Source organism: Nocardia sp. NPDC003726 (genome assembly GCF_053586955.1).
Window position 1 is genome coordinate 111,437 of record NZ_JBSFNF010000019.1, and the last position, 17,694, is coordinate 129,130.

A 17,694-nucleotide genomic window follows, 5' to 3' on the forward strand; every position below is an offset into this window, starting at 1 on the left:
CGGTACCGTCGATGACGAACACGGTACGACGAAGGGGGCGAGCGAAAGACGTGGACGGGGGATGCAGTCCGGGGTGGATACGCAGGCTGTGGGACGAATGCCTACCGCACCGCGCGGTGCTCGGCGGGCTCGCCGCTGCGGTGCTCGGCGGGGCGGTTGTCGAGACCGCGGGGCCGCTGCTGACGAAGCGGGCCGTCGACGCGGCCGGGATCGGTGACACGGCGGCGATCAGCGTCGTCGCCGGGCTGATCCTGGTACTGGCCGTGAGCCGGTCCGCGGCCGGGTTCGGGCGGCGCTGGCTGGCCGGGCGACTGTCGCTGGACGTGCAGCACGCGCTGCGGGTGCGGCTGCTCGCCGCGTTGCAACGGCTCGACGGCGTGGGGCAGGACACCCTGCGCACCGGGCAAGTGGTGTCGCGCTCGATCACCGACTTGCAGCTCGTCCAGGGGCTGCTGGCCATGGTGCCGCTGTCCGGCATGGCGCTGCTGGAATTCGGGCTCGCCGCCGCCGTCATGATCTGGCTCTCCCCGCCGCTTGCCGCCGTCGCGTTGCTGGTGGTGCCCGCGATCGGCCTGGTGGTCTACCGCATGCGTCCGCGACTGCACGCGGCCACCTGGTCCGCGCAGCAACGCGCCGCCGACCTGGCCCAGCACGTCGAGGAGACGGTCACCGGGGTGCGGGTGGTCAAAGGCTTCGGCCAGGAAGCGCGGATGGTCGATCAGCTGGAGCGGCACGGCCGCAAGCTGTTCGCCGAGCGGATGCGGGCCGCGCGGATCGATGCCGGTTTCGCGCCGACCGTCGCGACGATTCCCCAGCTCGGGATGGTCGCGGTCATCGCGCTCGGCGGGCTGCTCGCGCTGCACGGCGATATCGGCATCGGCACCTTCGTCGCGTTCGCCGCCTACGTCGCCGTCATGACCGGCACCGCGCGCATCCTCTCCTCCGTGATCGTCATGGCCCAGCTGACCAGGGCGGCGGCCGAGCGGGTCTTCCAGGTGATCGACACCGCGCCGGTCATCGCCGAACCCGAGCGCCCGGTCGAACTGCCGGACGGCCCGCTCGGCATCGAGATCGACGCGCTGCGTTTCGGCTTCGATCCGGATCGTCCGGTGCTGCGCGAACTCGACCTGCGGGTGCGCCCCGGCGAGACGGTGGCGATCATCGGCCCGGCGGGCTCGGGCAAGTCCACGCTCGCCCTGCTGCTTCCCCGGTTCTACGCGCCCGACGCGGGCCGGATCCGATTGTTCACCGAAGCCGGCGCGCCGCACGCCGGTTCGGTCGACGTGGCGAATGCGCGCGCCGAGACCGTCGACATCGCCGACGTGCGCGCCGCCGACCTGCGCGCCGCCATCGGCGTCGTCTTCGACGATCCGTTCCTGTTCTCCGACACCATCGCGGCCAATATCGCGCTCGGGCGACCGGATGCCACCGACGAGGAGATCAGGCGGGCGGCAGTGCAGGCCGCGGCGGACGAATTCATCGCCGAGCTGCCCGACGGCTACGACACGGTGGTCGGCGAGCGCGGTCTCACCCTCTCCGGCGGCCAGCGCCAGCGAATCGCACTGGCCAGGACGCTGCTGACCCGGCCGCGCATCCTGGTGCTCGACGACGCCACCTCCGCGGTGGACGCGGTGACCGAGGCCGCGATCTTCGACGCGCTGCCCGACCGCGGCGGGCGCACCACGCTGATCCTCGCGCACCGGGAGTCGACGCTCGCGCACGCCGATCGCGTGATCCGGCTGCCCGCGCCCGCCGGGCACGTCGCTCCCGAGCCGGACACGTCCGCTCCGGAAACGCGAATCTCTCCCGGTTCCGCCGGTCGGCGCTTCGGCGCCGCGGCGGCCGACATCAGCGAGACCCCCGAGCTGCGCCGGGCCATCGAGCAGCTGCCGCCCGCCACCGAGCAGCCGGGCATGGACTCCGAACGCATTCGCCAGCCGGATCCGCGCTTCCGGCTCGGCCGCCTGCTGCGCCCGGTGCGTGGGCTGGTGCTCACCGTCATGGCGCTGCTGGCCGCGGACGCCGCGATCGCCATCGCGTTCCCGCCGCTGGTGCGCTACGCCATCGACGGCGGTGTGCTCGGCGGCGACGCCGCGGCGCTGGTCCGCGCGACCGTGCTCGGCGCGGTGCTGGCCGCGGCCGGCCTGGCGGTCGGCGCGGCCACCACGTTGCTCACCGCGCGCACCGGGGAACGGGTGCTGTTCGCCCTGCGGGTCCGCAGTTTCGCGCACCTGCAACGGCTCGGCCTCGACTACTACGAGCGCGAGCTGTCCGGGCGGATCATGACGCGGATGACCACCGACGTCGACGCGCTGTCGACCTTCCTGCAGACCGGCGTCGCCACCAGCCTGGTCGGGCTGCTGACGCTGGTCGGCATCACGGTCGCGCTGCTGGTCATCGATGCGTCGCTGGCTCTGGTCGTGCTGGCGACGGTGCCCGCCCTGGCGATCGCGACGGTGCTGTTCCGGCGGGTGTCCTCCGCCGCGTACACCGTGTCGCGCGAGCATGTGTCGGCGGTCAACGCCGACTTCCAGGAGAACGTGACCGGCTTGCGCGCGGTGCAGGCCAACCGGCACGAGCCGCGCGCCGCCCGTCGCTTCGCCGAGTACTCACAGCGCTACCGCAACAGCCGGTTGCGGGCGCAGCGGGCGATCGCGCTGTACTTCGCGTTCGTCGTCGGCTGGGCCGACGTGGCGTTGGCGGTGGTGGTGTACTTCGGTGCCCGCGAGGTCGCCACCGGGGCGACCAGCGCGGGCACCCTGGTCGCGTTCGTGCTGTATCTGGAGCTGCTGTTCGTGCCGATCCTGCAGTTGTCCCAGGTCTTCGACAATTACCAGCAGGCCAGGGTCGGGTTGCGCCGGATCGGTGACCTGCTGCGCACGCCGTCCTCGATCGCCGCCGACCCGGCCGACCCGGTGCCCATCGGTTCCGGGCTGCGCGGTGACGTGGCGTTCGACGACGTCCGCTTCCACTACCCGGGCAGTCGCGTTCCGGCGCTGGACGGCGTCTCGCTGCGCGTCCCGGCGGGTTCCACCCTGGCCCTGGTCGGTCCGACCGGCGCGGGCAAGTCGACCGTCGTCAAGCTGCTCGCGCGGCTGTACGACCTGCCCGCGGATGATCGCACCGACCCGCGTGAACTCGCCGAGGCAACCGCTGCCGGCGCGATCCGGGTGGACGGCGTCGACCTCCGCGACTACCGCCTCGCCGACTACCGCTCGCGGCTGGGCATCGTCCCTCAGGAAGCTCACCTGTTCACCGGGACCGTGGCGAGCAACATTGCATTCGGGAAACCATTCGCGACCGACGAAGAGATCGCCGCCGCGGCGGCCGCGGTAGGTGCGACGGAGATGATCGACGGCCTGCCGCTCGGGATGAACCAACCGGTCGGCGAGCGGGGCCGCGGCCTGTCGGCCGGCCAACGGCAGCTGATCGCGCTGGCCCGCGCCGAACTGGTCGCTCCGGACTTGCTGCTGCTCGACGAGGCCACCGCGACGCTCGACCCGGACGCCGAGGCATCGGTGCTGGCAGCGAGCCGGTCGCTGAGCCGCGACCGCACCACGGTGATCGTCGCGCACCGGCTCGGCACCGCCGCGCGCGCCGACCGGATCGCGGTGGTCGACCATGGGCGGATCGTGGAATTCGGCGAGCACGCGGAGCTGCTCGCGGCGGGCGGGCAGTATGCCCGGCTCTGGGCAGCGGCGCAGGCGTCGGAGGGAATATTCTCGGATGACGCCGGGTCATCACCAATAGGGTCGGGGGTGTCGGGTGGTCAGTGAATCCGCCGATTTGCTGCTGGGCCTATCCTCAGATAGGGCGCATCGGCGCGCAATCCGCTGATCCCCGTGCCGGGCACGTCACAAACGTCGCAGCGCGAAGAACGAAATGAGGCGAACACCTGCTGTGAGCAGCTCAACATCCCAGTTCGGACAGAACCAGTGGCTAGTCGACGAGATGTATCAGAAGTTCAAACAAGATCCATCATCGGTCGACGAGAGCTGGCACGAGTTCCTGGCCGACTACACGCCTGACGCGAGTGGCGACTCCGGCAACAGCCAGTCCGCCCCCGCGCCCGCGCAGGCTGCCGCTGCCGCACCGGCTTCGACGGCCACCAAGCCCGCCGCCGCCACGCGCAACGACGCCAAGCCTGCCACCCCCGCGGCCCCGAAAGCGCCCGCACCGGCCGCCGCCAAGCCCGCACCGGCCGCCGCCAAGCCCGCCGCCGTGACCACGCGCGCACCGCAGACCACCCCGGCGCCGACGTCGAACGCCGCGCCGACCTCCGGCCCGAAGCAGGCCGACACCGCCGCCGACGAGTCCAAGGTGCTGCGCGGCGCGGCCGCCGCTGTGGCGAAGAACATGTCCGCCTCGCTGAGCATCCCCACCGCGACCAGCGTGCGGGCCATCCCGGCCAAGCTGATGATCGACAACCGCTTGGTCATCAACAACCACCTCGCCCGCACCAGGGGCGGCAAGATCTCCTTCACCCACCTGCTCGGCTACGCCATCGTGCAGGCGGTCAAGGCGTTCCCGAACATGAACCGGCACTACGCCGAGATCGACGGCAAGCCGAACGCGGTCACCCCCGCGCACACCAACCTCGGCCTCGCCATCGACCTGCCCGGCAAGGACGGCAGCCGATCGCTGGTCGTCGCCGCCATCAAGGGCTGCGAGGCGATGACCTTCGGGCAGTTCCACACCGCCTACGAGGACATCGTCCGCCGCGCCCGCGACGGCAAGCTCACCGCCGAGGACTTCTCCGGCGTCACCATCTCGCTGACCAACCCGGGCACCATCGGCACCGTGCACTCGGTGCCCCGCCTGATGAACGGTCAGGGCGCGATCATCGGCGCGGGCGCGATGGAGTACCCCGCCGAGTTCCAGGGCATGAGCGACGAGCGCATCGCCGATCTGGGCGTCGGCAAGCTGATGACGCTCACCTCCACCTACGACCACCGCATCATCCAGGGCGCGGAGTCCGGTGACTTCCTGCGCACCATCCACCAGCTGCTGATCGCCGACGAGTTCTACGACGAGATCTTCCACGGTCTCGGCGTGCCGTACGAGCCGGTCCGCTGGCGCAAGGACGTCCGCGAACGCGGCGTCGACAAGAGCGCGCGCGTGCTGGAGATGATCGCGGCCTACCGCAACCGCGGCCACCTGATGGCCGACACCGACCCGCTGCGGCTGGTCAAGGACAAGTTCCGCAGCCACCCGGACCTGGACGTCACCCAGCACGGCCTGACCCTGTGGGACCTGGACCGCACGTTCAACGTGGCCGGCTTCCACGGCCAGGAGCGGATGAAGCTGCGCGACGTGCTGTCGGTCCTGCGCGACGCCTACTGCCGCCACGTCGGCGTGGAGTACACCCACATCCTGGACGTGGAGCAGCTGCGCTGGATCCAGGACCGGGTCGAGCAGAAGCACGCGAAGCCGACGGTCGCCCAGCAGAAGTACATCCTGAACCGGCTGAACGCGGCCGAGGCTTTCGAGACCTTCCTGCAGACCAAGTACGTCGGGCAGAAGCGCTTCTCGCTGGAGGGCGCCGAGGCCGTCATCCCGATGATGGACGCCGTCATCGACCAGTGCGCCGAGCACAGCCTCGACGAGGTCGTCATCGGCATGCCGCACCGCGGTCGGCTCAACGTGCTGGCCAACATCGTGGGCAAGCCCTACTCGAAGATCTTCACCGAGTTCGAGGGCAACATGAACCCGGCCGCCACGCACGGCTCCGGCGACGTGAAGTACCACCTCGGCGCGCAGGGCACCTACCTGCAGATGTTCGGCGACAACGAGATCGAGGTCTCGCTCACCGCGAACCCCTCGCACCTGGAGGCGGTCGACCCGGTGCTCGAGGGCCTCGTGCGCGCCAAGCAGGATCTGCTGGACAAGGGCGACGGCGCGGAAGGCTTCTCGGTCGTGCCGCTCATGCTGCACGGTGACGCCGCGTTCGCCGGTCAGGGCGTGGTCGCCGAGACGCTGAACCTGTCGGGTCTGCGCGGCTACCGGGTCGGCGGCACCATCCACATCGTGGTGAACAACCAGATCGGCTTCACCACCGCTCCGGAGAACAGCCGCTCCACCGAGTACTCCACCGACATCGCGAAGTTCATCGGCGCGCCGATCTTCCACGTCAACGGCGACGACCCGGAGGCGTGCGACTGGGTGGCGCGCCTTGCGGTCGACTTCCGGCAGAAGTTCCGCAAAGACGTCGTGATCGACATGATCTGCTACCGCCGTCGCGGCCACAACGAGGGCGACGACCCGTCGATGACCCAGCCGTACATGTACGACGTCATCGACACCAAGCGCTCGGTCCGCAAGGCGTACACCGAGAGCCTGATCGGCCGTGGCGACATCTCGCTGAAAGAGGCCGAGGACGCGCTGCGCGACTACCAGGGCCAGCTGGAGCGGGTGTTCAACGAGGTCCGTGAGCTGGAGAAATACTCGCCTGGACCGAGCGAGTCGGTCGAGGGCGACCAGCCGGTGCCCGCGAGCGTCGTGACGGCGGTGGACAAGTCCATCCTGCAGCGCATCGGCGACGCGTTCCTCAACGTGCCCGACGGCTTCAACGTGCACCCGCGCGTCAAGCCGGTGCTGGAGAAGCGCCGCGAGATGGCCTACGAGGGCAAGGTGGACTGGGCCTTCGCCGAGTTGCTCGCCTTCGGCACGCTGATCGACGAGGGTCGCGCGGTGCGCCTGACCGGTCAGGACTCCCGCCGCGGCACGTTCACCCAGCGGCACGCGGTGATCATCGACCGCAAGACCGCCGAGGAGTACACCCCGCTGCACAACATCGGCGGCGAGAACCCGGGCTGGTTCGCCGTGCACGACTCGGCGCTGAGCGAATACGCCGCCGTCGGTTTCGAATACGGCTACTCGCTGGGCAATCCCAACGCGCTGGTGTTGTGGGAGGCGCAGTTCGGTGACTTCGTCAACGGCGCGCAGTCGATCATCGACGAGTTCATCTCCTCCGGTGAGGCCAAGTGGGGCCAGCTCTCCGACGTCGTGCTGCTGCTGCCGCACGGTCACGAGGGCCAGGGCCCGGACCACACCTCCGGCCGCATCGAGCGCTTCCTCCAGCTGTGCGCGGAAGGCTCGATGACCGTCGCGGTGCCGTCCACCCCGGCCAACTACTTCCACCTGCTGCGCCGCCACGCGCTCGACGGCATCCGCCGCCCGCTGATCGTCTTCACCCCGAAGTCGATGCTGCGCAACAAGGCCGTGGTCTCCGACCTGAAGGACTTCACCGAGAGCAAGTTCCGCTCGGTCTTCGACGAACCTGCCTACGAGCAGGGCATCGGCGACCGCAGCAAGGTCAAGCGCATCCTGATGACCAGCGGCAAGCTCTACTACGAACTCGCCGCCGAAAAGGCCAAGCAGAAGCGCGAAGACGTCGCCATCGTGCGGATCGAGCAGCTCTACCCGCTGCCCACCCGCCGCCTCAACGAGGCCCTGGAGGGCTACCCCAACGCCACCGACCTGGCGTGGGTCCAGGAGGAACCGGCCAACCAGGGCGCCTGGCCCTTCTTCGGCCTCAACCTCCCCGAAACCCTCCCCGCCCGCTTCGCCAACACCCGCCTGCGCCGCATCTCCCGCCGCGCCATGTCGGCCCCGTCCTCGGGGTCGAGCAAGGTGCACGCGGTGGAACAGGCGGAGATCATCGCGGAGGCGTTCGAGCCGACTAGTTAGTTTCCTGCTCTGACGCCGGGCCGGATCGCTCAATCCTTCAGCGATCCGGCCCGGTTTCGTATTCGCGGTGCTGACGGTGTGCGGACGCCGAACGAGGTCTCACCATCCCGACTGCGACACAGTGCCGTTGGTCCTCTCGATCGCTGCCCACGGTCGAACAAGCTCACACTTTGACGATCTCGATCTCCGAGCCACACAGCAACGCCATGCCTTCGGGGTCCGACGTAACCACCGTCGCCAGCCCCTGAACAGAGCGGGCCGACGCAGCAAGGACGGCATCAATCGCGTACTTGTGTCCACCGAGGCCGTGCTCGCGCAATAGGGCAGCGGCCTGGCCTGCCAACTCGCGAGTGACGGCATGCACATCGATCTGCGACAGCGTCCAGGCGATCCGGGCGGCATGCACTTCGCTGTAGTCGGCTTCCACACTCGTCATAGCCGTGGTCGCCACTCGAACGCCGTCTTCTTTGGCCGCCTGCACCCAGGCAACCATGCGGCGATCCTTCCGATACAGCGTGGACAGCCCCTCGCTATCCAGGAACAGAACGTCCGCCATCAGGCGGCCGACCCGCGCGAACCCCGACGGCGCCGCTCGAAGCCCAACTCCGCCCGCGCTTCATCGATTTCCGCAGGAGTCAGCGGCTCGTTGTCCTTCTCGAAATCGGCCACCAACTCCCCCAGCTTGTCCATCGCCACTCGCTGCTCCAACGCCTCGGCGACGTAGGCGGAGAAGCCTCCGGGGCCGACATGGGCTCGAGCCTGCTCAGCGAGCTCCTCCGGGAGGCTGATCGAGTATTTCTTGCTACCACCCATGCGCCCAATGCTACCAAGGGTAGCAATCGCGGTGCCATGCAGGCTGCCCTCAAAGGCGTGCCGAAGCCCGGCTCAGCATCGTCTCCATACTGTCGGCGCACTCGTCACCCATCTCGATCGTGTCGCCCGGGTGTCGCCACTTTCTCACCATGCTCTTCGCGATGCCGGCACCGACGGCAAATCGACGCTGGGCGAGTCCCAACGCTTTCCGCAAACGTGGCCCACCACGATGATCGGCGTCGACACCCTCCGATAGGCACAACGGGTCCCTCGACAGGTCGGGCGGACATTCAGTACGCTGCCGGTCATGAGCAACGGGGGGACGCCATCGACCCAGAATCTCTCTGTGGTCCCCGAGAAAGTTCGCGAGGTCGGCGAGCAAGTCTATGAGCTATCGATGGCATTGCGGACGGCACTCGACTCTGCTGCCAAGGATGTCGAATCACTGGTCAATGGAACATGGAGAGGGAATCTGGCGAGCGAGTTCGCTGACGGCTGGACCGATATCCGTGACGGCGGCGCCCAGATCATCACCGCCCTGTCCGGGATGGCCGAAAAACTGGGTGTCACAGCCTCGACCTATGAAGACCTCGACGGGAGCAACGCCGCCGTACTGTACAACGCGAGCAGCTCGAGTTTGGACCTGCCATGAGTTCCGATGAGTTCCAAGTCGACCTGGACCACCTCGATGAGGTCGTGATCCGCCTGTCCGCACTCGCAAGCGTAATCGCCGAGCACCTCGACACGATCGACGACAAGGTTGCCGCGCTGGCGGGTACCGGCTGGGAAGGCATTGCCGCCCAAGCCTATTCCGACGCCCACCGCGAGTGGTCGGGCGGGGCGCGGGAATTCGCCGAAGGTGTCCGCGATATCAGCGAAGCAGCCCGCAAGGCGCACACCGGCTACACCAGCGCGATCGAGGAAAACCTGAAGATGCTCCGAGGGGCATAACTAGTGCGCGTCAATTGGCAAACGTACTTCGATGCCGGCAAACAATGCCATGACCTTGCCGCCGAGCTGCGTCGAACCGACAAACCGCTACACGACGCCGTCAAGGGTGACTGTGCTGGCATGGCCGGGGACGCCCCCGGATGCAAGCAATGGGGCGAAGCGTACGACCGGTACGCACGCGACACTATGCAGACCTGCACACACCTGTCCGACGCCCTCACCAACTTCGGCAACGTCCTCTACGCGAATGGTTACAAATACGCGATCGCAGACAACGCCAAACCCCAGCGACCGACTCTCCACCAGGTCTCCGAGTACCAGGTAACCATCCCGACCTCCGTCCGCGACAACGGCGACGGCGTCAAACACAACGGTGGCGTGGAGGAGTTCTTCAACGAACTCACTGCGAAGATCGTCAGTACCTTCGGGAAACTTCCCAACGGTGACGTCGACAAACTCTCCAAGGCCGCCGACACGTGGAAAACCTTCGCCAACCACGCGACCATCACCGGAGCTGCGGCCAAGATCAGCGGGATCGCCGCGCTGTTCGACGATATGGATGCGGCAGAGAATCGCGCCAAGATCCAGGAACACTTCGGGACACTGAAGTCCAGCGCCGAACTCCTGGCCACCGCGTCCCTCAATGTCGCCGCCCCTGTCGCGGACTATCACAGCTCGACAGTCGAAGTCGGCGAAGGCATCAAGACGGCGATGACCACCTTCTCCTGGGCCGTCGGACTGCTGGTCACCGGGGCCATCGTAGGAGCGATCTTCAGCTTCGGCGGCAGTCTCGCGGTCGCCGGCGGCGGTGTCGCGCTCGCTGTTGAGGACACGATCGCCACCATTCGCGGCCTCTACACGACAAAGCGGTTATTCCAAATCCTCAAGATCACCCTGGCTGCGAGCGTCGCCGTCGGCGTTGTCGACGCATTCGGCCAGGTCCCCGACGTCACCGCGACACTCACCAAACTGGCCGCCATCATCGCGATGAAGGTCCTCATCGACGACAACAGCCCTACAGCGACGCCAGCCCTGGGCGGGGACGATCCGATTACACAAGAGATCGCGAAGAAGATCGCCGATCACGCGAATGGACGTGCCGCACAGGGAGATGGCTCACACTACGTATCCGGCGTAGGCGCCGCGGAACTTCCCGAGTACGTTCGCAAGGTCCTCGACGGCGAGGTACCGACGGAGGTAAAGCATCTACCCAGGGGCCGAACGGCATATTGGGATCCGGAGAAAGGTGCTGTAGTCATCGAGGACGGAGATGGAGGAACCGTGTTCACGCCAAAGGACGGACGCGAGTACTTCGACGGCCTGTAACGATGACTTGGATTGACAGGAAGGACCCGGAGAAGATGCCAGAACCGAACCTCGGACGCTATCGAGAGCATCTCGTAAGCGCAAAAAATTTCCAGGTCATTCGACAGCTGACGTTCGAGCTGGCCAATGTACCCAGAGAACCGATGGTCGAGTTGGGATGGAATCCGAAGAACGGCGATTATCTGAAACAACTCGCGCGATCGGTGCCATCTCAGATCACAGCTCCTACTCGGGTGAAGTTAGTCATCCTCGATGAGGAAATCAACGATCCGACACTCCCGGGCCGCTCCTATGTCGCCGAGGAAGATACCGAACCACCGAGCGATATCGTGAGATACTTGCCCAAGTCGATCGCGGCCGTGTATCCGAATCTGTTGAGAGCAGCTTTTGAAGCCCTGGGAGAGCTTGAAACACGCTATCGAACAGGATTCTACGAAGACGAAGTAATAGAGGCCCTGAATGCAATCGATGGCGTCAGCGAAAATTGAATGGATTAAATACCCGAGAGCAACGGCAGAGTCGCCGGAGCAGGACCGGCGACGCTACATGAGCGTCTGCTCGCCAAATACGATGTCACACCCGATCCGGGCGGCACGGTCATGTGCCCTGCCGATCCGGACAGCGCACTCGGCAAAGCTCTGGCAGCCGCCGGGTTCGAGCCCCTACTGGAACACTCTGCTGTCCAGAAAATTAGGCCAGGACTGACCAAACCCGTACATGAGCACGAGCGACCAGGTGCCATTCGGCCTACGACAACAACGGCACCGCGATAACTCGGCGGCCGCGGTGTTCGCAGACAATTGATCGGTGGCGGTCGGGCTCGATCATGTGGCGCAACGAGGTCGAACCGCTGCTTCCCAGCGCTCACGCCGCCCATGGCATCAGACAGCGAGGTCGTCGAACTCTCCTGCTTTGCATCCCTCCAGCCAAGCGGCGAACTCGGCTCGGGTGAACTCCAGGGTCCCGGCTTGTGGTGCATTGCTGTTGCGGACCAGCACACCCTCCGGAACCGCGGCGACCTCAACACAAGTCTCGGGGTTAGTGAAGCTCGACTTACGCCACACAAGGTCGCCATGAGATAGCCAGTTTTTCATTCCTTGCTCCATCTGTCAGCTCGTTCCAGGATGAACTCTAGAGATTCCGATGGCGAAAGGGCTACCCGGCAGGCATGTTCATACGCCGCGCTGAAGTACGCAACCTCTTCGGGATCTGTGATGGACTGGCCACCGCCGTAGCCTTCGAGGTGCACCCGCTGGCTGCCCCACGGATGCGTCATGATCGCGAAGTCACCGAGGCGCAAGGCTTCGTACTGTCCGGCGTCAAATCTTGTGATTCGGATCGTCACATTGGGCAGTTCAGCCAGTTCGGCCATGACCCGCAACTGCTCTTCCATGACAGAGCTGTTACCGATACGGAGATGCAGCGTCGATTCTGTCTGGATCAAATCCAAGGTCATATCGCCGTTGCGAACCCGCTTCTGTCGGTACAAACGCTGGTCGATTGTCCGCTGCAGATAGGTGCCAGAGACTCCCGAGATACCGACTGTACTGACCAGATTCTCAAGGTAACCAACCGTTTGTACCAAGCCGTATATCGCGCGTGGCTCGTGAGCCCGGAGAGTCTCAGCAGACTGCTCCATGCCGAGGTAAGTAGTCAACCACTCCGGCATCTTCTGGGCGCCCGGATCTACCCCGCTAATCATCGCGTCCAGCTCACGCATAGACACACCGACAGCCTCGGCATACCGTTCTCGCTGGGTTGGTTGCGGCGTGGATTCGCCACGCTCCCACTTGCCTAGTGTCGTTCTGTCGACCCCCACGAACTCTGCGATCTGCTTTTGAGTCTTCCCCGATGCCTTGCGCGCGTCGATCAGCCGCTTGCGTCGCATGGATGCATCATAGACGTCTCTTAGGTGCCGTGGATCACATTCTTTTGAAGCGTCAAGCTATCAATGCGCCCGGAAGGAAGCGACGGCGCGAACGCCCTCGCAACCCGATCCGACGCCGTCAATCATGTCGGACCGGGCGCACTCACACGTACGCGCATCGAGGGGGTAACTATGTTCGTATCCGCCGTAGCGGACGCACTCGGCCGCTGCCACTACTACCGCACCGTCTGCCAATTGCCCTGCCACATTGATGCTTCCGGCCGGATCGCCGTAACCATTGGCGGTCGAGTCCGCGCGGTCACTACGCCGGAACCACTCGGAAACGCGATCCGTGAGTACCTACTCGCGCGGTCGTGGACAGGACCGATCGTGTGGCATCGATCGCGGAGGTACACGTTTCTCACGGGCTACTCCGCGGAGGCCGAGGACCATTCGCTCTACGCGCGCACCCTGCTCCGGACGAACTCGCTGATCATCCCGCCGCTCGGCATCGTCGCACTGCCTTCTCCCACGGACCGGGGAACCTATCGCAGATGGGTAGAACCGGCTCGCGACGGCTACCGCCCATGCCTGAAGACCGTGCTCGACGCTCTCGTCGCCTGCGCCCCGTGACCGGTCCCAGCACACCGTGCCCCGGCGAACCGGACCTCCACCTGAGCATCTTCTTGCACGGAATCCGTCTGGACTACGCCGCGTGCCGTACCGCAGCCCTCCGCTTCATCGCCGAGTGGCATGCGCGCGAGCACGAACCGATCACCGTCATTCCCGGCCCGACACGAGGTCTCGAACGGTTGCCATGCGAGCGCCTTTACTTGGGTCCGTGACCGCCGCAAGCAGGCTGCGGGCGATCAGTGCGGATCTTCCTCCGGTAATGTCCGCAGCAGTTCCGCGACTTCCACCGTGAATTCGTCCGCAAGCCCGTTGATAACGCAAAGATCTTCGTGCAGTGCGCCGAGCAACGTCCGCGCCTCGTCGCACTGGCCAGTACTCGCGCGCATTTCGCCAAGGTCGAAGCGCAGGGCCAACGCCATTTCGCCGCCGTCGCTGTTGGCCGAGACGACCTCGTCCAGTACCGACCGCATTGCGGCGATGCCACCGTCGATGTCGCCCAGTGCGATGCGGCAGCGGGCGGCGCCGGCGCGGCTGTCCCACGCGAACTCGCTGAAGCGGCCTTGGACACGGCCTCGGCGAGCGCCTCGAACTCTCGCTTCGCTTTGCCGTGTTCCCCACCCAGCGACCAGGCGGCCGCGACCAGGCTGCGCAATCTGAGGACCGCGAGGTTGTCCGCACCATTGACCTCGGCGGCGCTGTCGAGGACAGCGGTGAGCGCGGCCGCGGCCTGATCGAATCGGCCCTGCTCCAGCGATTCGTTGTAGCGCCGTTCCGCCGATTCGATCGCGGTTCGCAGGTGCATCGCCGAGAGCGGGACGGTCGGCGGCGCGGCGTTGGGCCGCAGGCGGGTGGGTTCGATCTGCGAAGTCTCGAGCGGTGCGTTGGGCCGCCGGAAGATTCGCGTAGGGTCGGGAAAGCCTGGGAGGTACAGCTCGGCAGGATCGACGGGGGCGCCAGGGCCGGGAAGGAACGGCAGCAGGCGTTCGTACACCACACAGGCATCCGCCGGGTGATCCTGAGGCCTCCCGAAGGACGACGACGGTGTATGGGGAAAGGGCGGCGCTGAACCAGCGGAGAGCACACGTGCCTTTCCTCTCCCACGACTGTCGAGTCGGCACGTCGCCCTGGTTCGGCATGCCGACCGAGCGTCATCGAGCGGGCATGAGCGCGGAGATCGTGGCCATACCGGCCGTTAGACCGGGCACCCGTATGCGCGAATTCGCCGCCGCGCGCTGCGCGCAGGACCGGCTACAGCAGTGGCGGAAACGTGCATGAATTCAGTCTCCACTGAACCAGAGATACCCGTTCCTACGGATGGCGGCTTCGGCAGCATCGCGCAATACTGCGAGCATCTCCGCTTCTTTGTCGTCGTTCGGCGACAGATGTGCTAGCTCGTCCAAAAGCATGGCCAGTTGGGTCGTGTTGAACATTGTGTCCGCGTGCGCGTGGAGACCCCGAAGCAGTGAGCCCGCCGGAGCATTCTCTCGATACTTGACAAGCGTGTCCTCCACGTCCCCGTATACCAGTTCGAGCCGTTCGTGGATTTGATTTTGCACATATGTCGATTCCCAATTCAACTCCCTGGCTTTTACGGGATCGGATACATGGTGATGATGCCGCCGAATCGGTCGGTGATGATCTTGTACCGGCTGGTGGCGTGACCACCCAACTGCTCCGACACGCTGCCGATGACCTTACCGGCGTCGACCTCGCGTTCGAAGTTGCCGTCGTGGTTGGGTCCGCGTGCCGGTGAGTTCTCAGCCGCTTCGGCCAGCTCATCGAGTTCCTCGCCTGTAATCGTGTCGGGCCAGGTCCCCTTCGAAGGATTGTTGTTGGGAACGCCTTTGACATGCTTGATCCGCGGGCGGCGGATCGACCACGTCACAGCAGCCCTGTCATCCCCTAGGCGACCGCCGGTACACCGATTCCAGGACCGGCAGATTACGCGCCGAACATCTTCATCAGCAGGGGCGCCGTTCGAGGCGGCCGTCCAACTCCCCCGGTCGGCACCGCTATCGAAAGGCCGTGTCAGCAGGAGTGGGACTCGTCAGCTGACACGCCCTGTCGACAGTTCTATGAATCGGAAGTCTTCATCCTGTCCAAAATCCGGGGTTGCCACTGATAGAACCAACTGAACTTGTAGGACTCCCCGTCGGGTGACGAGGTGGCGGCATAGGTGAATCGGCGGTCGGGCGTGCTGATCGGAACTTCGTCGACGAGGTGCGCGAAGCGGGGTTCGATCGGAACCGGAAGCGTTCTCGGGTCCGGTGTTATCACCGGAAAACAGAGGCGCTCGATGCGGGGTGATTCCCAGCTGATGGTGGCGTAGATATCGAATGCTTTCTCGGTGAGCGCGAGGAAGCGATCGCTGGGGTCCGGAAGTCCGGCATCCCGGTGCAGCGACACGATGGCGCGGGGTTCGAAGTAGTCGGCCGGCAGTCCGGGGAAGTACACGTTCATCGTCTTGTCGTGGTAGTCGATGCCGAGCAAGCCGACTTTGTCTTCCAAACCGTGACGTGCGAACATGCGCGCGTGGTCGGCGAGACCGGGTGGCATGGACGGTAGTTCGGCGAGTTCGGATACCTTCTGCATGCCGTCGGCAGGAAAGAACGGCCAGATTTTCTTGAAGCCGCCGACTACACCGATATCTATTCCGTAGCTGTGGATGGGGTACCGCTCGCGGACCTGGTCCAGCAGAGCGCCGATCGGGTGATCGGTCTCGGGAAGGAGCCCGTTGGAAAGGGCGATGCCGTAGGGGTCGACGTCGCTGGGCAGCGTCAAGAAGCGGTAATCGAGATCTCCCGCGCGGCGGGCGTCGGTGACAACTCGGAGAGAGATCACCGAGCGCGTGAGCATCGCGCCGTATGCCGTCAGAGTGGGCTGGACAGCCTCTCGGGTGCAAGGCACGTTCCATAACCGCGCGGATTTCTCAATGGCCGCGTAGAGATCGTCCAGCTCGGATTCGGTAGTGGTGAACACGCGTCCTTCCAGAGATCGGTGCTACTGGCAGCGTCACGATTCCGCCGACACTCAGCACACAAACAGCGTCTTGGAGTCGAATGGGCAACGCAGCCAACACTTTACGCTGCGGCCCCTGCCAGGGTCATGCGGTCGACGGGCGCAGGTGACGCGTGAGGGCGTGACCGAGCTGCGGGCTGAGTGGACCGGTGTGGTCGATGCCGAGTTGGGTGGCGAGGGTGGTGGCGTGCAGACGGGCGGCGCTTTCCAAAAGGGTGGCGTAGGTGTCGGTCGTCGTGCGGATTCGATGATGGGCGGTTGCCGCGATGACGGCGGCGAGGGGTGCGGCGGGCCACCACCAGATGGTCAGGGCGAGGTAGAGAACGGACCAGGCCGCGAGCGTCGTGGCTCGCGAAAGCGCGGTGCGGGCGGTGGTGATCTCGTCGCGAACGGGATCCGGCAGGACCAGCCATAGCGACGGCCACACGGGCGCGAGGTCGAGATGGTGGTCGCGGTCGAGCCGGAGCGCGGCGGCGTGGATGCGGTCGCCGCTCCAGGTCGGGCGCTCGGGGCGTTCGACCGAAATGCGCGCTCGTCGGCGGGCCGCACGGTGTCGCAGCGCCGGATCGGGTCGGGCAGTCGGATCGGGAGCCAAAGCCTGCTGGTATTCCCGGAGATAGTCGGCGTTGGCGCTGTCCCAGCGGCGCTGACGGCGGGACAGCGATCGCCGAGCCAGGTACCGTCCCGGCAGCGGCCACGCTTGCCATTCCGCGGCTAGTACACCTCGCTCGATGAGCGTTCCGAGCGATTGGGCGACGAAAGCGATCGCCGCGGCGGCGGCGATGAGCGCGGCCAGGACGACGACCTGCCCGCCGGTGCTGGTGACCGCGGGGTTCTTGGCGTGGTCGGTGACACGCCGAGTGAGCAGGCCGACGTCCAGTGCGTGCGCATGGCCGAGCGTGCGCGCGGTGGCGGCGAGCGCCAGATAGAACGCGCCGGGCAGAACGAGCAGCGAGAACCACTTCTCGGCGAGCTTTTTCGCCAGTTCGCTCCACAGCCCGCTCATGAGAGCCGTTCTCGTCGCAGTTCCTGACCACTGATCGCGCAGTGGGGTGGGTCGGCATCGACCTCGTCGCGCCCACGGCCGTCGCAGCGTTCGAGTGGGCAGCGGTAGACGACCTCGATGCTGTGCACGCCGACCGGCGTCAGACCGCGGTGGTGTCCGTAGATTCCGCGCGCGTCGCCCACCGTGCGCAGAGCGGCGTGCACCGCATCCAGCGTGGTCGCGATGTCCGCCCCGGACCCCGACCGGACCGCGTCGAGTAGCTTTCGCAACGGGGTCGAGGCGTCCGTCTCGTCGTCGCCGAGGGTGCTGCGGATCTCCTGCAGGTGACCACAGAGATACGCCAACCCGGCGGTGACTCGCGCTGCATCTTGTGACGGCGGCAACCGAACCC

The 17,694-nt window shown here is 66.1% G+C and carries 17 protein-coding genes; 7 read left to right on the forward strand and 10 right to left on the reverse strand.

From position 1 onward, the window contains the following. The first annotated feature begins 11 nt into the window (after positions 1–11). Positions 12–3,776 (forward strand): ABC transporter ATP-binding protein, encoded by a 3,765-nt coding sequence (locus ACWDMM_RS23820; RefSeq protein ID WP_449939631.1) that lies wholly within the window; start codon positions 12–14, stop codon positions 3,774–3,776. A 175-nt stretch (positions 3,777–3,951) separates the two neighbouring features. Beyond that, entirely contained in the window at positions 3,952–7,689 is a 3,738-nt protein-coding gene (locus ACWDMM_RS23825; RefSeq protein WP_449939674.1) for a multifunctional oxoglutarate decarboxylase/oxoglutarate dehydrogenase thiamine pyrophosphate-binding subunit/dihydrolipoyllysine-residue succinyltransferase subunit, read from the forward strand. A gap of 163 nt (positions 7,690–7,852) precedes the next feature. Here ACWDMM_RS23825 and ACWDMM_RS23830 read toward each other — a convergent pair whose 3' ends face one another. Both ACWDMM_RS23830 and ACWDMM_RS23835 read right to left on the reverse strand, forming a co-directional pair. Then, complete coding sequence (locus ACWDMM_RS23830; RefSeq protein WP_195082091.1) at positions 7,853–8,245, reverse strand: PIN domain-containing protein; 393 nt, start codon at positions 8,243–8,245, stop codon at positions 7,853–7,855. Further along, entirely contained in the window at positions 8,245–8,502 is a 258-nt protein-coding gene (locus tag ACWDMM_RS23835; RefSeq protein WP_449939635.1) for a hypothetical protein, read from the reverse strand. The genes ACWDMM_RS23830 and ACWDMM_RS23835 overlap by 1 nt, the downstream gene beginning before the upstream one ends. A 307-nt stretch (positions 8,503–8,809) precedes the next feature. On the opposite strand from ACWDMM_RS23835, the gene ACWDMM_RS23840 reads away from it, so the two are divergent. From ACWDMM_RS23840 to ACWDMM_RS23855, 4 genes are read left to right on the forward strand one after another with little or no spacing between them, the layout of a single operon-like run. Next, complete coding sequence (locus tag ACWDMM_RS23840; RefSeq protein ID WP_195082093.1) at positions 8,810–9,154, forward strand: type VII secretion target; 345 nt, start codon at positions 8,810–8,812, stop codon at positions 9,152–9,154. Further along, complete coding sequence (locus ACWDMM_RS23845) at positions 9,151–9,453, forward strand: WXG100 family type VII secretion target (protein ID WP_195082094.1); 303 nt, start codon at positions 9,151–9,153, stop codon at positions 9,451–9,453. The genes ACWDMM_RS23840 and ACWDMM_RS23845 overlap by 4 nt, the downstream gene beginning before the upstream one ends. Before the next feature lie 3 nt (positions 9,454–9,456). After that, positions 9,457–10,779: a hypothetical protein gene (locus tag ACWDMM_RS23850; RefSeq protein ID WP_195082095.1), complete on the forward strand. Its 1,323-nt coding sequence runs from the start codon at positions 9,457–9,459 to the stop codon at positions 10,777–10,779. Positions 10,780–10,814: 35 nt separating this feature from the next. Further along, positions 10,815–11,267: a hypothetical protein gene (locus ACWDMM_RS23855; RefSeq protein WP_195082096.1), complete on the forward strand. Its 453-nt coding sequence runs from the start codon at positions 10,815–10,817 to the stop codon at positions 11,265–11,267. A 393-nt stretch (positions 11,268–11,660) separates the two neighbouring features. Here ACWDMM_RS23855 and ACWDMM_RS23860 read toward each other — a convergent pair whose 3' ends face one another. Together ACWDMM_RS23860 and ACWDMM_RS23865 are read right to left on the reverse strand one after the other, a co-directional pair. Then, on the reverse strand, positions 11,661–11,885 hold the full coding sequence (locus ACWDMM_RS23860) for a DUF397 domain-containing protein (RefSeq protein WP_323124377.1): 225 nt from the start codon (positions 11,883–11,885) through the stop codon (positions 11,661–11,663). Then, the gene (locus tag ACWDMM_RS23865) at positions 11,870–12,667 is read right to left on the reverse strand and encodes a helix-turn-helix domain-containing protein (RefSeq protein WP_449939641.1); all 798 of its coding nucleotides are present in this window, start codon (positions 12,665–12,667) and stop codon (positions 11,870–11,872) included. Before ACWDMM_RS23865 ends, ACWDMM_RS23860 begins: the two co-directional genes overlap by 16 nt. A gap of 369 nt (positions 12,668–13,036) precedes the next feature. On the opposite strand from ACWDMM_RS23865, the gene ACWDMM_RS23870 reads away from it, so the two are divergent. Then, positions 13,037–13,279 (forward strand): hypothetical protein, encoded by a 243-nt coding sequence (locus tag ACWDMM_RS23870; protein WP_195082098.1) that lies wholly within the window; start codon positions 13,037–13,039, stop codon positions 13,277–13,279. Positions 13,280–13,515: 236 nt separating this feature from the next. Here the strand turns inward: ACWDMM_RS23870 and ACWDMM_RS23875 are convergent, their stop codons facing one another. The 6 genes from ACWDMM_RS23875 to ACWDMM_RS23900 form a co-directional block, all read right to left on the reverse strand. Further along, positions 13,516–13,749: a hypothetical protein gene (locus tag ACWDMM_RS23875; protein ID WP_449939644.1), complete on the reverse strand. Its 234-nt coding sequence runs from the start codon at positions 13,747–13,749 to the stop codon at positions 13,516–13,518. A gap of 807 nt (positions 13,750–14,556) precedes the next feature. Next, a complete protein-coding gene (locus ACWDMM_RS23880) occupies positions 14,557–14,709 on the reverse strand; it encodes a hypothetical protein (protein ID WP_449939647.1) in 153 nt (50 codons plus the stop codon). Between the two features lie 158 nt (positions 14,710–14,867). Next, positions 14,868–15,164, reverse strand: a complete 297-nt coding sequence (locus ACWDMM_RS23885) for a hypothetical protein (RefSeq protein ID WP_357207782.1) — start codon at positions 15,162–15,164, stop codon at positions 14,868–14,870. A 188-nt stretch (positions 15,165–15,352) separates the two neighbouring features. Further along, complete coding sequence (locus ACWDMM_RS23890) at positions 15,353–16,258, reverse strand: aromatic prenyltransferase (protein WP_357207780.1); 906 nt, start codon at positions 16,256–16,258, stop codon at positions 15,353–15,355. Positions 16,259–16,382: 124 nt separating this feature from the next. After that, positions 16,383–17,303, reverse strand: a complete 921-nt coding sequence (locus ACWDMM_RS23895; protein WP_449939649.1) for a hypothetical protein — start codon at positions 17,301–17,303, stop codon at positions 16,383–16,385. Continuing rightward, complete coding sequence (locus ACWDMM_RS23900) at positions 17,300–17,647, reverse strand: hypothetical protein (RefSeq protein ID WP_195082103.1); 348 nt, start codon at positions 17,645–17,647, stop codon at positions 17,300–17,302. Before ACWDMM_RS23900 ends, ACWDMM_RS23895 begins: the two co-directional genes overlap by 4 nt. Positions 17,648–17,694: the final 47 nt, after the last annotated feature.

Excerpts from the sequence above, each read along its gene's own strand:
- ACWDMM_RS23820 (WP_449939631.1), top strand. The coding sequence starts at position 12 with ATGACGAACACGGTACGACGAAGGGGGCGAGCGAAAGACGTGGACGGG.
- ACWDMM_RS23825 (WP_449939674.1), top strand. The coding sequence starts at position 3,952 with ATGTATCAGAAGTTCAAACAAGATCCATCATCGGTCGACGAGAGCTGG.
- ACWDMM_RS23830 (WP_195082091.1), bottom strand. The coding sequence starts at position 8,245 with ATGGCGGACGTTCTGTTCCTGGATAGCGAGGGGCTGTCCACGCTGTAT.
- ACWDMM_RS23835 (WP_449939635.1), bottom strand. The coding sequence starts at position 8,502 with ATGGGTGGTAGCAAGAAATACTCGATCAGCCTCCCGGAGGAGCTCGCT.
- ACWDMM_RS23840 (WP_195082093.1), top strand. The coding sequence starts at position 8,810 with ATGAGCAACGGGGGGACGCCATCGACCCAGAATCTCTCTGTGGTCCCC.
- ACWDMM_RS23845 (WP_195082094.1), top strand. The coding sequence starts at position 9,151 with ATGAGTTCCGATGAGTTCCAAGTCGACCTGGACCACCTCGATGAGGTC.
- ACWDMM_RS23855 (WP_195082096.1), top strand. The coding sequence starts at position 10,815 with ATGCCAGAACCGAACCTCGGACGCTATCGAGAGCATCTCGTAAGCGCA.
- ACWDMM_RS23860 (WP_323124377.1), bottom strand. The coding sequence starts at position 11,885 with ATGGAGCAAGGAATGAAAAACTGGCTATCTCATGGCGACCTTGTGTGG.
- ACWDMM_RS23865 (WP_449939641.1), bottom strand. The coding sequence starts at position 12,667 with ATGCGACGCAAGCGGCTGATCGACGCGCGCAAGGCATCGGGGAAGACT.
- ACWDMM_RS23875 (WP_449939644.1), bottom strand. The coding sequence starts at position 13,749 with ATGCGGTCGGTACTGGACGAGGTCGTCTCGGCCAACAGCGACGGCGGC.
- ACWDMM_RS23880 (WP_449939647.1), bottom strand. The coding sequence starts at position 14,709 with ATGTTCAACACGACCCAACTGGCCATGCTTTTGGACGAGCTAGCACAT.
- ACWDMM_RS23895 (WP_449939649.1), bottom strand. The coding sequence starts at position 17,303 with ATGAGCGGGCTGTGGAGCGAACTGGCGAAAAAGCTCGCCGAGAAGTGG.